This is a genomic window from Saccharopolyspora sp. CA-218241, from assembly GCF_050954615.1.
GTDB classification, from domain to species: domain Bacteria; phylum Actinomycetota; class Actinomycetes; order Mycobacteriales; family Pseudonocardiaceae; genus Saccharopolyspora; species Saccharopolyspora cebuensis.
This window is the reverse complement of the sequence record NZ_CP191860.1, coordinates 5540708-5554408: the sequence shown is the minus strand read 5'-3', so window position 1 is coordinate 5554408 and position 13701 is coordinate 5540708. Positions and strand designations below refer to the sequence as shown.

Genomic DNA, 13701 nt, shown 5'->3' with positions numbered 1-13701 from the left:
CATGGATGCCAATTACACAGCGGCGGGGCGTCCTCGCAAGAAGGCCGCTGAGAACCCGCGGCGGTGCCGGTTGCTTGGGTGGGGCAAGGCGGAAGCGGCTGCGCCGCTTGCCTGACGGTGGTTCCGTTCGGCGCGTGCGGTGCGTTGCGGTGTGTTGCGTTCCGGGGTTCGGGTGGGTGCGCTTCAGCCGTTCAGGCGGGAGTGACGAGGTGAGGGGCACCCTGTACCGCGCTACTTGGTACAGGGCCCCTCACCTGGTGTCCGAACGGGTGACGGGTTCAGGCGCAGAGGCAGAACGGGTGGCCGTCGGGGTCGGCGTAGACGCGGAAGGTGGCGTCGGCCTGGTCCGGGGGTTGGGGGAGCTGGGTCGCTCCGGCGGCGAGGGCGCGCTCGTGGCCGGTGTCGAGGTCGTCGACCCGGACGTCCACGTGCGCCATCTGCGGGACCTCGGGGCTCGGCCAGGTGGACGGGCGGTAGTGCGGGTCGCGCTGGAAGGCCAGCCGGACGCCGCCCTCCGGGTGGGCGAGCTCGACCCAGTCGGCGTCGGACTCCGGCTCGTCGATCTCCCAGCCCAGCAGGCGGCCGTAGAACCCGGCGAGCCGGTGCGGATCGGGGCAGTCGAGGGCGAAGGCGATCACGTTCAGCGCGGACATGGCGTCCTCCTGTCGTCGGCCGGAGCGCTGTCCGACCCTCCGGTAACCACTGAATGGTGATGAGGAGTTACTAACTGGTGATCGGAGTATGCCGGTTACCGCACTCGGGGGCAACCCCCGGGGGCTTACGATGGGGTGCGTGAACAGCAGAGCTGTCGCTCCGCAAGTCGACGGGCCCGGCGTCCTCGGACTCGACGTCGAACGCGATGTCGAACTCGTCCTGGCCTTCCTGAACACCCGCGACGTGGACCGGGGCACCGACGTCCTGTCGGACCCCGAGCAGTGGCGCCGGTGGTGCGCGAACCGGCGGATCGGCGAGGCCCCCGAGGTCCGCACCGCCCACGCGTACCGGGACGCGATGCGGGCCGCGGTCGCCGACGGGGCGCTGTCCGAGGTGGTCGTCGACCGGCCGTGGGCCGTCGAGGTCGAGCTGCGCCACGGCGTGCCCGTGCTGGTGGGCACCGACGCGCTCGGCGAGGTGCTGGCCGCCGCGACCGGGCTCGTCCGCACCGGGCACTGGAGCCGGATCAAGATCTGCCCCGCCGACGACTGCCTGTGGGCGTTCTACGACCGCTCCCGGAACCGCTCCCGCACCTGGTGCTCGATGCGCATCTGCGGGAACCGGGAGAAGGCGCGCTCCTGGCGCGAACGCCACACCGCCGAGCCCCCCGCGGTCCAGGTCGCCCCCGGGAGCTGACCCGAAGTTCACCGGAACGGGTCCTGAGAGTGAGGGGCACCCTTGCCCGAGTGCCCGGGACGAGGGTGCCCCTCACCTGGCCAACGTTCACCCGGTCGTGCAGCGGGGTCAGAGCAGGACGTGGGAGATGGTGTGGATGATCAGCCCGGCCAGCGCGCCGACGACGGTGCCGTTGATCCGGATGAACTGGAGGTCCCGGCCCACCTGGAGCTCGATCTTGCGCGAGGTCTCCTCGGCGTCCCAGCGCTCCACCGTGTCGCTGATCAACCCGGTCAGCTCGCCGCGGTAGTTGTTCACCACGTAGACCACGGCGCCCTCCACCCAGCCGTCGACCTTGGCGCGCAGCTCCGGCTCGTCGACCAGCCGGCGGCCCAGCGAGCGCAGCCCGTCGCGGACCCGCACGCGCAGCTCGCTGGAGGGGTCCTCGGCCGCGTCGAGCAGCATCTTCTTCGCGGTGCCCCAGGCCGCGGCGACGAGGTTCTGCACCTCGGGGTGGGCCAGCACCTGCTGCTGGATCTGGTCGGCCTTGGCCATCGTCTTCGGGTCGTGCTGGAGGTCGTCGGCGAACTCGACGAGGAACCGGTCGACGGCCTGGCGCATCGGGTGCTCGGGATCGGTCTTGACCGCCCACGCGAACGACAGCACCTCGGCGTAGATCTTGTCCGCCACCAGCGAGTCGAAGAACCTCGGCGACCAGGTCGGGGCGCGCTGGCTCACCACCCGCAGCACGGTGTCGTGGTTGTCCCGCACCCAGTCGTAGGCGCGGTCGCAGACCAGGTCGACGAGCTTGTGGTGCGAGCCGTCGGCGAACACCTGCGCGAGGATGCGCCCCAGCGGCGGGCCCCACGGCCGGTCCAGCACCTTCCGGACGAGCGCCTGCTCCAGCACCGCCTGCACGTCGTCGTCGCGCAGCACCCGCACCGCGCCCCGGGTGGCGGCGGCGAGCTCGGAGGTGACCCGCTCGGCGTGCTCCGGCACCGCGATCCAGGACCCGACCCGCTTGCCGACCTCGGCGTTGCCCAGCTTGTCCCGGATGACCTGCTCGGACAGGAAGTTGGTGCCGACGAAATCACCCAGCGTGCGTCCGATCGCGTCCTTGCGGGTCGGGATGATCGCGGTGTGCGGGATGGGCAGGCCCAGCGGGCGGCGGAACAGCGCGGTGACCGCGAACCAGTCCGCGAGCGCACCCACCATCCCCGCCTCGGCCGCGGCCCGGACGAAACCCACCCACGGCGGGGCGCCCGCGTTCTCGTACCAGCGGGTGATCGCGTAGATCGCGGTGGCGGCCAGCAGGAGCCCGCCGGCCACCCCCTTCATCCGCCGCAGCGCGCGACGCTTGTCCCGGTCGGGATCCGCAGTGGAGTGCACGTCGACGATTGTGCCAACGCCGCGGGTGATCAGGTCGGGCCTCGCCGTCCGGCCAGGTCGTCGACTACCCTCGCCGATCGTGCGAACACCTGCCCTCACCACCCGGCTGCGCCCGTTCACCTCGACGATCTTCGCCGAGATCACCGAACTCGCCCGGCGCACCGGTGCGGTCAACCTCGGGCAGGGCTTCCCGGACACCGACGGGCCCGCCGGGATGCTGCGGGTCGCCCAGGAGGCCATCGGCCGCGGCGTGAACCAGTACCCGCCCGGCGCGGGTGAGCCGGACCTGCGCGCCGCGATCGCCGAGCACCGCCGCGACCGCTACGGCATCGAGCACGATCCCGAGGGGGAAGTGCTGGTCACGGTGGGTGCCACCGAGGCGCTGACCGCCGCGATGCTCGCCCTGGTGGAGCCGGGCGACGAGGTGGTGCTCGTCGAGCCCTACTACGACTCCTACCCGGTGGCCGTGGCGATGGCCGGGGGCGTGCGGCGCACCGCGGCCCTGCGGCAGGGGCCGGACCACCGCTTCGAGCTCGACCTCGACTCGCTGCGCGCGGCCGTGGGCCCGCGGACCCGCGCGCTGGTGCTCAACTCGCCGCACAACCCGACCGGCACCGTCTTCACCGACGCCGAGCTGGCCGCCATCGCGGAGGTCTGCCGCGAGCACGACGTGATCGCCATCACCGACGAGGTCTACGAGCACCTCCTCTACGACGGCCGCGAGCACCACCCGCTCGCCGCGCTGCCCGGCATGGCCGAGCGGACCCTGTCGATCTCCAGCGTCGGCAAGAGCTTCAGCGCCACCGGCTGGAAGATCGGCTGGGTCTGCGGTCCGGCCGAGCTGGTGGCGGCCGTGCGCGCGGCCAAGCAGTTCCTCACCTTCGTCGGCGGAGCGCCGTTCCAGCCCGCCGTCGCGCACGCGCTGCGCCACGAGCGGCCCTGGGTCGAGGAGCTGCGCTCCGACCTCCAGCGCAAGCGCGACCACCTCGCCGCCGGGCTCGCCGACGCCGGGTTCGACGTGCTGGCCAGCGAGGGCACCTACTTCATCTGCACCGACGTCCGGCCGCTCGGCTTCGACGACGGCGCCGAGTTCTGCCGCGCGCTGCCCGAGCGCGTCGGCGTCGCCGCCATCCCCGTGCAGGTCTTCTGCGACGACCCGGCGGGCACCCGCCACCTGGTGCGCTTCGCCTTCTGCAAGCGGGACGAGGTCCTCGACGAGGCCGTCCAGCGTCTCCGCAAGCTCCGCTGACCCCGGCTGCTCGCCGGGGGTGGACGGCCGTGGTCGCCGTCGGGCGCGTCCGCACCCGCGGGTGTACTGAGTGAGGGGCACCTTCATCCGGGTATGCCGGTTGAAGGTGCCCCTCACCTGCCGTTCGGGGTGCAAGCTGCGTGCTTGCAGGAGCTAGCACTCGGGGTTATCGTGGTGGGTGGGACCGGAGAGGTGAACGTCGATGGGGCGCGTGGACGAGTCCGTCAACAAGGCCGTGAACCAGGCGGTCAGCGACCTCGGCGGGTACATCCGGCAACAACGGAACAACGCCCAGATCTCGCTGCGGCAGCTGGCCAAGCTCGCCGGCGTGTCGAACCCGTACCTGAGCCAGGTGGAGCGGGGTCTGCGCAAGCCGAGCGCGGAGATCCTGCAGCAGATCGCCAAGGGGCTCCGGATCTCCGCCGAGGCGCTCTACGTGCAGGCCGGGATTCTGGAGAGCCGCGAGGCCGGTCCGGTGGTGGAGGCCATCCGCGCCGACGCGGACCTCAGCGAGCGGCAGAAACAAGTGCTTCTGGACATCTACGCCTCGTTCCGTCGCGAACGCGACGCCGACGGGGAGACCGAGGAGTGATCGCGATGCCGGGATTCAAGACCGAGGACGTCACCAAGGTCCGCGAGCAGGCCCAGCAGGCCGTCGGCGGAGCCGTCGAGCAGGCGCGCACGCCGCTGCTCGCCGCGCTGGGCGCCGGTGACCTCGCCGCCCAGACGCTGCTGGACGCGGTGCAGAAGGTCCGCACCCAGCTCAACGAGCGGGCCGAGGCGGCGCAGCGGGACCTGCCCACCGACCTGGGCGAGCTGCGCGGCCGGCTCGACCCGGCCGAGCTGCGCAAGCGGGTCGACAGCTACACCCGGTCGGCGCGGGAGCTCTACGACTACCTGGCCGAGCGCGGCGGCGAGACGCTGGACCGCATCCAGGCGCAGCCGCAGGTCAAGGTCGCGCAGGACAAGGTGCAGGACACCGCCGAGGACGTCCGCGACGTGGCCGACGACGTGCTGGGCAAGGTCACCCGCAACACCCGCTCGGCCGGTGAGAAGGCGGCGCGGCAGACGGAAGAGGCCGCCGCGGAGGCCGCGGAGAAGGTGCAGGAGGCGGGCGCCAAGGCGGCGTCGAGCACCCGCAGCACCGCGCGCAAGGCGGCGAACAAGACCGAGTCGGCGCGCGGCTCCGCGTCGGAGGGCTGACGGGTGCCCCTCCGTTCGGCGACCACGTAGGCTGGGCGCCGTGGAGCTGGCGAATTGGATCATGCTGATTCTCTGGGCCGCTGGCTGGCCGGTCGGGGCGTTCGCGTTCGTGCACGCGGCGATGCAGCGCGCCGACGCGTACACCGCGGCCGACAAGATGTCCAAGCCCGCGTGGCTGGGCATCACCGGCGGCGGCCTGCTGGTGCTGATCGTGTTCCAGGGGCCGGGCACGCTGTTCTGGATCGCCGGGCTGGTCGCCGCGCTCGTCTACATCGTCGACGTCCGGCCCAAGGTCAAGGAGGTTCAGCGCGGGGGCTCCTGGTAGTGGGCGCGCGCTGGGTGGCCCGCGGGCGGGGCGCGCCGGTGACGCTGGTCGTCCCCGGGCTGGGTGCCACGGAGGGCGAGGCCCGCATCCCCGCGTCCGGGCTGCCCGGCACCCGCGTGGTGGTCACCCTGCCGGGGCACGGCAGCGCCCAGGACGCGCCGGAGGGCTACTGGGACTACGGCACCATCGCCGCCGACGTCCGCGCCGTCGCCGACGAGGTGGGGGCGACCCGGGCGGTCGGCGTCTCGCTCGGCGCCGGGGCGTTGACCAGGATCGCCGCCGAGGACCCCGACCGCTTCGAGCGGCTCGCCCTGCTGCTGCCCGCCGCCCTGGACCGGCCGCGCGGTGCGACGGCCACCGCGGCCTACGCCCGGCTGGCCGAGGCCGTGGACCGCGCCGGGACCGACGGCGGGCGACGGCTGCGCGAGGTGCTGGCCGCCGAGGTGCCGGACGGCGTGTCCGTCGGCGACCACGTCGAGCGCCGGGCCGAGGCGCTGCTGCGGCTCGGCGCCGCGCTGCGCGAACTCCCCGACCGGGCGCCGCTGGCCGACGCCGCCGCGCTCGCCGAGGTCGGCGCCGAGGTGCTGGTCGTCGGCGCGACGGAGGACCCGCTGCACCCGGCCGAGGTCGCCGAGGCGGTGGCCGGGGCGTTCCCCCGGGCCGGGCTGGAGCTGCTGCCCTCGATGGCGCCGATGCTGACCCACCGCGCCCGGATGCGCGCCCTGCTGACCGGCTGGGCTGAGTAGGGTTCGGCGCATGGCTGTTGACTGGTCCGCCGCGGCGGGGACCCTCGCGGTCGCCCCGGCGCTGGAACACCCGGAACTGCTCGCCGATCCGGTCGCCGACGCGGTGCGCGCGCTCGACGACGACCGGATCGGGGTCGTCGCGATCGATCCCGGGCTCGCCGACACCGCCGCGTTCTGCGCCGAGTACGGCTCGCCGCTGGAGCTGTCGGCGAACTGCGTGGTGGTCGCGGGCAAGCGCGGTGGCGAGGTGCGCTACGCCGCGTGCCTCGTGCTGGCCACCACCCGCGTCGACGTCAACGGCGTGGTGAAGCGGCGGCTCGACGTCCGCAAGGCCTCGTTCGCGCCGATGGACGACGCGGTGCGGCTGACCGGCATGGAGTACGGCGGCATCACCCCGTTCGGGCTGCCCGGGGACTGGCCGCTGCTGGTCGACCCCGCCGTGGTCGCCGCCCCCGCCGTGGTGGTGGGCAGCGGGCTGCGGCGCGGCAAGCTCATCGCCGCCGGATCGGTGCTGGCCGACCTCCCCGGCGCGGAGGTCGCCGAATCCCTGGGTCGCTGACCGGCCGCTGATCGTCCACACCCGACATGCGTCCGCCGCGCGGACCACCGACCCCCGGTTTCTCCGAGGCGGCGCCGAACTCGCCGGACGAGCGTCCTACCAGGACACTCGTGGGTGCGGCGTCGTCGACGGGGGGAAGCGCGATGGGCGTGCCTGGACCGGTCTGGGCGGTGACGGTCGCCGGAATCGCCGCCCTGCTGCTGTTCGACTACTTCTTCCACGTGCGCAAGGCGCACACCCCCGCGCTGCGGGAGGCCGCCGTGTGGTCGGCCGGTTACGTGGGGGTCGCGCTCCTGTTCGGCGTCGGGGTGTGGTTCTTCGGCGGCACGGTGATGGGGACGGAGTACTTCGCCGGGTACGTCACGGAGAAGGCGCTGTCCGTCGACAACCTGTTCGTGTTCCTCATCATCATCGGCAGCTTCCACGTCCCGCGCCCGGACCAGCAGAAGGTGCTGCTGTTCGGCATCACGTTCTCGCTGCTGGCGCGCACGGCGTTCATCTTCCTGGGCGCCACCCTGATCAACACCTTCGCCTGGGTGTTCTACCTCTTCGGGCTGGTCCTGCTGCTCACCGCGGGGAACCTGCTCAGACCCGAGGGGACCGAGGGGCGCACGGCCGACAACACCGTCGTCCGGATCGTCCAGCGGCTGTTCCCCACCTCGGACACCTTCGACGGGGACAAGCTGTTCACCACCGTGGACGGCAAGCGGGTGCTGACCCCGATGCTGCTGGTGATGGTCGCGATCGGCGGCACCGACATCCTCTTCGCCCTGGACTCGATCCCGGCGATCTTCGGCCTGACCCAGAACGTGTACCTGGTGTTCACCGCCACCGCGTTCTCCCTGCTGGGGCTGCGGCAGCTCTACTTCCTCATCGACGGGCTGCTGGACCGGCTCGTCTACCTCTCCTACGGCTTGGCCGCGATCCTCGCCTTCATCGGGGTCAAGCTGATCCTGCACGCGCTGCACGAGAACAACGTGCCGTTCATCAACGGCGGCGAACCCGTCCACGTCATCGAGATCAGCACCGGCCTCTCGCTGGGCGTGATCATCGGCGCGCTGCTCATCACCGTCCTCGCCTCGCTGTTCAGCGCGAAGGGCAAGGCCCAGAACGTCGTCGCGGCGGCGCGGCGGCACGCCGCCGAGTACCTCGACGAGAGCGACGAGGCCGACGCCGCCGCCCAGGAGCGGACCTTCCGCAAGATGCTCGCCGAGGAGCAGCAGATGCGGGAGCTCCCCGAGAAGTACCGCGCCCGGATCCGGGAGCAGCGGCAGCTGATGGACCTGCTCCGCGCCGCCCACGACAAGCACGAGCGCTGACGGGCGCGCGGGCGGCGCGGGTTTTCTTCTGAAATGCGGCGGAGCCGCATGCGGTGGGGCCGTCAGCTTGCACCGCGGCCCGTGCTCGGACGTGACCGCTGAGGTTCCGCCACCCGCACCGCCACGCAAGCCCCCTGAAAGCGCGTCCTCAGAAGACGACGGTGCGTCCGCCGTGGACGAGCACGCGGTGCTCCAGGTGGTAGCGCAGGCCGCGGGCCAGCACGACCTTCTCGATGTCGCGTCCCTTGCGGACCATGTCGGCCACCGCGTCGCCGTGGTCGACGCGGGTCACGTCCTGCTCGATGATCGGTCCGGCGTCGAGTTCGGCGGTGACGTAGTGGCAGGTCGCGCCGACCAGCTTGACGCCGCGCTCGTGGGCCTGGTGGTAGGGGCGGGCACCGGCGAACGAGGGCAGGAAGCTGTGGTGGATGTTGATCGCCCGCCCGGACCACGCCGCGCACAGCTCCGGCGGCAGGACCTGCATGAACCGGGCGAGCACGATCGCGTCCGGGTCGTGCTCGTCGACCAGGCCGCGGACCTGCTCGAAGGCCGCCGCCTTGGACTCCGGGTCGGTGCCGAACGGCACGTGGTGGAAGGGCACGCCGTGCGCCTCGGTGATCGGGCCGAGGCGCGGGTGGTTGCCGATCACCGCGCGCAGGTCGAGGTCGAGCTCCCCGGAAGAGACGCGGCCGAGCAGGTCGTGCAGGCAGTGACCGTCCTTGGACACCAGGAACACCGCGCGCGGCGGCTCGCCGGTGTCGGACACCCGCCAGGAGCCGCCGAGCTCGTCGGCGACCGCGCCGAAGCGCTCCCGCAGCTCCTCGACGCCGAACGGCAGCGAGTCCGCCCGCACCACCTGGCGGGTGAAGAACCAGCCGGTGTCCGGGTCGGTGTGGTAGCCCGCCTCGACGATCCAGCCGCCGTGCTCGGCGAGGAAACCCGCGATGCGGGCGACGATGCCGGTGCGGTCCGGGCAGCCCAGGGTGAGGACGAAGCGGCGGTCGGGGTTGGTCACGACCCGGCATCCTCCCAGGTCGCGAGGGGCGCGCGCGGCCCGGGGCCGGTCGCTGAGGTCTGGCTCACCGACCGGCGGCAAGGCCGGCGAGGGCGCGATCGCCGGTGATCACCGCGCCGCTGGGCCGGCCCCACACCTGCCGGTAGAGCGCGTCGGCGGTGCCCGCGACGGTGGCGTCGACGTCCAGCGCCGCGTCGGTGGTCTCGCCGACGGTCGGCCGCAACCCGGGCTGGTAGGCCACCGACCAGGTCCGGCCCGCGTCGGCGGCGTGGTAGACGACCCGCCCCGAGCCGGTGCCCGCGGACCAGTCGCCCAGCGGCAGCAGCAGCGCGAGCATCTCGTCGATGCCGTCGGCGGCCAGGTCCGGCGTGAAGATCAGCTCGGGCGCGCTGGTGCGCGCGGCCTCGACGTCGAGCCGGTGCACGGCCGTCTCGTGCGCCATCCGCCGGGCCCAGCTCGTCGCCGAGCCGTCCGGGAAGAACGCCCACACCGGGTCGCCCGCCGCGGTCGACAGCGCCTCGACCAGGTGGCGGAGCCGCTCGTCCTGCCAGGCCAGCGCCTCGTCGAAGTCCTCGGGCGGGCGCGGCGGGCTGGGCCGTTCGGCGGCCGGGTCGAGTTCGAGGGCCAGCCCGGCCATCGCGTACACCCGGCCCAGGTGCCGGACCAGCTTCCGCACGTCCCAGCCCGGGCAGGTCGGCACCGCGGCGTCCGGACCGGCCGCGACCGCGGCGGTGCGCAGCGCGGCGGCCTGCTCCCGCACGGCGTTGAGGTGGAATTCGCTCGCCATGCCCGGAGTCTAGGAGGCGCCGGCAAGAGGGCGCGGCTGATCGAACTCAGGGGGCCACCGCGGACCAGTCCACGGTGAGCTCGCCGAGCCGCCAGCGCCGGTGCCGGTCGCGGACCGGCCAGCCCAGCGCGGCGAACCGGCGCACCGCCTCGGCCCACCGCGCGCGGGGGCCGAACGGGGCCAGCGGCGCCGCCTTCGCCCAGCAGTCGTCGAGCGCGGCGAGCAGCTCGTGCACCGGCTGGCCGTCGACGTTGCGGTGGATCAGCGTCTTGGGCAGCCGCTCCGCGAGGTCCGAGGGGCGTTCCAGGTCGGCGGGCAGGCAGGACAGCGTGAAGGTGCGCGGTCCCTCCCGGTCGAGGGTCACCCAGCAGCAGCGCCTGCCGATCTCGTCGCAGGTGCCCTCCACGAGCAGGCCGTCCGGGGCGAGCCGCGCGCGCAGCTCGTCCCAGGTCCGCCACGCCTCCGGCTCGGTGTACTGGCGCAGCACGTTGAACGCCCGCACCAGCACCGGGCCGCGCGCCCCGGCGACCCCGGCGGCCAGCCCGGCCAGCTCGAAACCGCCGCGCCGGAACTCCAGCGCGGGTGGCTCGGCGACCCGCTTGCCCGCCGCCACCCGATCCGGGTCGATCTCCAGGCCCACCACCCGCAGGTCCGGGCGCACCGGGCGCAGCCGCGACGCGAACTCCACCGTGGTCACCGGGGTGGCGCCGTAGCCGAGGTCGACCACCACCGGTTCCGCGGCGCGGCGCAGCGCCCCGGCCACCCACGGGGTGCCGGTGATCCAGCGGTCGACGCGGCGCAACCGGTTCGGGTTCGTCGTCCCCCGGGTGGGCATCCCCAGCGCGCGGGCGCGACCGGCGGCCAGCCGGGGCGCCCGCTTCTTCGGCGCGGAGCTCATCCGCGGCGGGCGAGCCATTCGCCGGTGAACTGCTCCTCGGCCGCGAGCAGCTTCTGCACCTGGTCGGCGACGAGGTCCTCCAGCTTGCCGCCCACCAGCGGCACGCCCACCCGGACGGTTCCGGACACGACGAACTCGCTGATCTCGGTGCCCACCGGCTCGTCCAGGTCGCGCAGCCACATCGAACCCGCGATGGTGCACGGCACCCCGGCGATCTCGGCGGCCACCTCGCCGGTGTAGTGCTCGTCGTCCTGCCGCCGCCACGACTCGCTGCGGTCGATGACCAGGTCGCCGCCGACCACCGAGCGCGCGAGCTGCGGCAGCGCGTCGGAGCGCACGCCGTGCCGGATCTGGTACCGCACGCCGCCGTCCGGAGTGGAGACGTGCTCCACCAGCTCGGCGTGCGCGCCGCCGAGGGTGCGCAGCCGGTCGGTGAGGTAGTCGACGTCGATCAACGCCTGGTGCACCGCGGACGCGCTCCATTCGGAGGTGCTGCGGTGCTCGATGCGGCGGGCCATGCCCGGGAGGTTACCGTTGGCCACTGTGAACCCCTCGACGTCCGGTGCTCGGGCCCAGCGCGGTGACGTGCCGCTGCCCGGTGAGCACCCCGCCGCCGACGTGCCGCTGGCCGGTTGCACCACGCTGCGGCTGGGCGGTCCGGCGACGGGCCTGGTGGTCGCCGAGCGGCCCGACGAGCTCACCGCCGCGGTCTCGGCCGCGGACGCGGGCGGGCACCGGTTGCTCGTGCTCGGCGGCGGGTCGAACCTCGTCGTCTCCGATGCGGGCTTCGCCGGGCACGTGGTGCGCATCGCCACCCGCGGGCGGCAGTACGACAGCGTCGGCGACGGCCTGGTGCAGCTCACCGCCGAGGCGGGGGAGGACTGGGACGAGGTGGTCGCCGACACCGTCCGGCAGGGGCTCGGCGGGCTGGAGTGCCTGTCCGGCATCCCGGGGCTGACCGGGGCGACGCCGGTGCAGAACGTCGGCGCCTACGGCGTGGAGGTCTCCGAGCTGCTGGTGTCGGTGGATCTGCTGGACCGGGCGACCGGCCGGGTGCGCACCGTCGCCGCCGCGGACCTGGGGCTGGTGTACCGGGGCAGCGTGCTCAAGGGCAGCGACGCGGCCGTGGTGCTGCGGGCGCGGTTCCTGCTGCGCGACGGCGGGAAGTCGCACCCGATCCGCTACGCCGAGCTGGCCCGCGCGCTGGGCGTGGAACCGGGGGAGCGGGTCGGCGTGGCCGAGGCGCGGGAGGCGGTGCTCGGCCTGCGCCGGGGCAAGGGCATGGTGCTCGACCCGGCCGATCACGACACCTGGAGCGCGGGGTCGTTCTTCACCAACCCGCTGGTCCCGGCCGAGGAGCTGCCCGGCGTGCTGACCCGGATCGAGGAGCGCGTCGGCGCCGACGTGCGCATCCCGCGCTACCCGGCGGAGGACGGCGCGACCAAGCTGTCCGCGGCGTGGCTGATCGAGCGGGCCGGGTTCGGCAAGGGGCACCCGGGGCCGGGCGGCCGGGTCGGACTGTCCACCAAGCACACCCTGGCGCTCACCAACCGGGGGACCGGCACGACGCGTGACCTGCTCCTTCTCGCGCGTGAAGTCCGCGATGGGGTGCGCGCGGCCTTCGGCGTGTCGCTGGCCCCGGAACCGGTTCTCGTGGACTGTGCCCTGTAGGAGCTGAGCCCGCCCCACCGGCCGTTGGGGTGACGCTTAGTGACGAACACGTCACCCTGAGTGTTAAATGGTGTAGGTGGAGGGGGCCACCATGCTGAGCATCAGGGAACTTCGCGACCGCGCAGTCATCCGCCCCGTCAAGCGGGCGGTGGAGGACCAACTGCTCGATCTCCCCGGCGTCACCATCGTCGACATCGGGGAGAAGCTCCGCGCCGGACGCCGCACCGGTGAACAGGTCATCGTGGTGTCGGTCATGCGCAAGAAGCCCGCCGACGAGCTGCGTCCCGGCACCCGGATCCCGCACCACATCCTCGGCATCCCGACCGACGTGGTCGAGGAGCAGCCCGTGCTGGAGCACATCCACCGCGGCTCCCAGGAGAACCTCGCGCCGCGGCTGCGCCGGCTGCGCGGGGGCGCGGTGGCCGGGGGCGCCGGGATCGCGCCGTACCGGGCCGCCTACCTCGTGCCGCCGGTGGTGCCGGTGCCCGGCAGCTACCGGCGGATCGGCACGCTCGGCGTGCTGGTCACGGCGAACGAACCGAGCGCGACCACGATGGGTCTGACCACGTTCGACGTCGCCTGCCTCGACGACGCCTGGGCGGTCGGGGACCGGATGGTCGATCCCGCGGGCGGCCGGGTGCACGCCGACCTGGCCCGCGCGGCGCTGTCCGGCCGGGTCGACGCCGCGGCGGTCACCATCGCGAGCAGGCTGGACACCTCGCACGTGGTCGGCGGGATCGGGCCGGTGACCGGGCACGCGGGCACCTACCCGGGCGAGCGGGTGCGCAAGTGCGGCTTCGGCACCGGGCTGACCCTCGGCGTGGTGACCTCGGTGGACGCCACGCTGCGCCTGGACCACGGCGACAGCCTGGGCATCCGGGTGCTGCGCGAGCAGATCCGGGTGGACACCTCGGGGCGGCGCTACTGCGGGCCGGGCGATTCCGGCGCAGCGGTGATCGACCCGGGCGGGCGGGTGATCGGGCTGCACGTCGCGGGCGGGCGGCGCGGTCGCGTCGGGTTCGCCTGCCCGATCGGCGGGGTGCTGGACGAACTCGACGTCGCCCTGCGCACCGCCGCCGAACTCGTCGGCCCCTGACCCCCGCTCCACGTCACCCTTTCGGGAGCTGAGTGAGGGGCACCCCGTATCACGGGGTGCCCCTCACTCAGCGGTCCCCTCGTGCTGGCAGCGCCGACGACGGGGCGCGTCGCGG

16 protein-coding genes are annotated in these 13701 nt (G+C 73.6%); 10 read left to right on the top strand and 6 right to left on the bottom strand.

Annotated features, from left to right (window positions below; all coding sequences use genetic code 11):
* Positions 1-278 precede the first annotated feature (278 nt).
* Positions 279-653: a VOC family protein gene (locus ACQP0T_RS26240; RefSeq protein ID WP_433870421.1), complete on the bottom strand. Its 375-nt coding sequence runs from the start codon at positions 651-653 to the stop codon at positions 279-281.
* A gap of 139 nt (positions 654-792) precedes the next feature.
* Between ACQP0T_RS26240 and ACQP0T_RS26235 the strand changes: the two genes are divergently transcribed.
* Positions 793-1350: a CGNR zinc finger domain-containing protein gene (locus ACQP0T_RS26235; RefSeq protein ID WP_433870420.1), complete on the top strand. Its 558-nt coding sequence runs from the start codon at positions 793-795 to the stop codon at positions 1348-1350.
* 108 nt (positions 1351-1458) lie between these two features.
* Here the strand turns inward: ACQP0T_RS26235 and ACQP0T_RS26230 are convergent, their stop codons facing one another.
* Positions 1459-2667: a DUF445 domain-containing protein gene (locus ACQP0T_RS26230; protein ID WP_433873852.1), complete on the bottom strand. Its 1209-nt coding sequence runs from the start codon at positions 2665-2667 to the stop codon at positions 1459-1461.
* Between the two features lie 130 nt (positions 2668-2797).
* Here ACQP0T_RS26230 and ACQP0T_RS26225 point away from each other — a divergent pair, with 130 nt between their 5' ends.
* From ACQP0T_RS26225 to ACQP0T_RS26195, 7 genes are all read left to right on the top strand, one after another.
* A complete protein-coding gene (locus ACQP0T_RS26225) occupies positions 2798-3967 on the top strand; it encodes a pyridoxal phosphate-dependent aminotransferase (protein ID WP_433870419.1) in 1170 nt (389 codons plus the stop codon).
* Positions 3968-4169: 202 nt separating this feature from the next.
* Positions 4170-4559 carry a helix-turn-helix domain-containing protein gene (locus ACQP0T_RS26220; protein WP_345357134.1) on the top strand — a complete coding sequence of 130 codons (390 nt, stop codon included), beginning with the start codon at positions 4170-4172 and terminating at the stop codon, positions 4557-4559.
* Positions 4560-4564: 5 nt separating this feature from the next.
* Positions 4565-5170 (top strand): hypothetical protein, encoded by a 606-nt coding sequence (locus ACQP0T_RS26215; protein WP_433870418.1) that lies wholly within the window; start codon positions 4565-4567, stop codon positions 5168-5170.
* Between the two features lie 61 nt (positions 5171-5231).
* A complete protein-coding gene (locus tag ACQP0T_RS26210) occupies positions 5232-5495 on the top strand; it encodes a DUF2516 family protein (RefSeq protein ID WP_345357140.1) in 264 nt (87 codons plus the stop codon).
* Positions 5496-5533: 38 nt separating this feature from the next.
* The gene (locus ACQP0T_RS26205; protein ID WP_433870417.1) at positions 5534-6241 is read left to right on the top strand and encodes an alpha/beta fold hydrolase; all 708 of its coding nucleotides are present in this window, start codon (positions 5534-5536) and stop codon (positions 6239-6241) included.
* Between the two features lie 10 nt (positions 6242-6251).
* Complete coding sequence (locus ACQP0T_RS26200; RefSeq protein ID WP_433870416.1) at positions 6252-6800, top strand: YbaK/EbsC family protein; 549 nt, start codon at positions 6252-6254, stop codon at positions 6798-6800.
* A 143-nt stretch (positions 6801-6943) separates the two neighbouring features.
* Positions 6944-8119: a TerC/Alx family metal homeostasis membrane protein gene (locus tag ACQP0T_RS26195; RefSeq protein ID WP_433870415.1), complete on the top strand. Its 1176-nt coding sequence runs from the start codon at positions 6944-6946 to the stop codon at positions 8117-8119.
* Positions 8120-8267: 148 nt separating this feature from the next.
* On the opposite strand, the gene purU is transcribed toward ACQP0T_RS26195, so the two are convergent.
* The 4 genes from purU to ACQP0T_RS26175 form a co-directional block, all read right to left on the bottom strand.
* Positions 8268-9134: a formyltetrahydrofolate deformylase gene (gene purU, locus ACQP0T_RS26190; protein WP_433870414.1), complete on the bottom strand. Its 867-nt coding sequence runs from the start codon at positions 9132-9134 to the stop codon at positions 8268-8270.
* Positions 9135-9198: 64 nt separating this feature from the next.
* The gene (locus ACQP0T_RS26185; RefSeq protein ID WP_433870413.1) at positions 9199-9921 is read right to left on the bottom strand and encodes a maleylpyruvate isomerase family mycothiol-dependent enzyme; all 723 of its coding nucleotides are present in this window, start codon (positions 9919-9921) and stop codon (positions 9199-9201) included.
* Between the two features lie 46 nt (positions 9922-9967).
* Positions 9968-10819 carry a class I SAM-dependent methyltransferase gene (locus ACQP0T_RS26180; protein ID WP_433870412.1) on the bottom strand — a complete coding sequence of 284 codons (852 nt, stop codon included), beginning with the start codon at positions 10817-10819 and terminating at the stop codon, positions 9968-9970.
* On the bottom strand, positions 10816-11337 hold the full coding sequence (locus tag ACQP0T_RS26175) for a DUF2505 domain-containing protein (RefSeq protein ID WP_433870411.1): 522 nt from the start codon (positions 11335-11337) through the stop codon (positions 10816-10818). Before ACQP0T_RS26175 ends, ACQP0T_RS26180 begins: the two co-directional genes overlap by 4 nt.
* Between ACQP0T_RS26175 and ACQP0T_RS26170 the strand changes: the two genes are divergently transcribed.
* Both ACQP0T_RS26170 and ACQP0T_RS26165 read left to right on the top strand, forming a co-directional pair.
* Positions 11324-12490, top strand: coding sequence for a UDP-N-acetylmuramate dehydrogenase (locus ACQP0T_RS26170; protein WP_433870410.1), 1167 nt, complete (start codon positions 11324-11326; stop codon positions 12488-12490). The genes ACQP0T_RS26175 and ACQP0T_RS26170 overlap by 14 nt on opposite strands.
* Positions 12491-12581: 91 nt before the next feature.
* Complete coding sequence (locus ACQP0T_RS26165) at positions 12582-13586, top strand: hypothetical protein (RefSeq protein ID WP_433870409.1); 1005 nt, start codon at positions 12582-12584, stop codon at positions 13584-13586.
* Positions 13587-13701 lie beyond the last annotated feature (115 nt).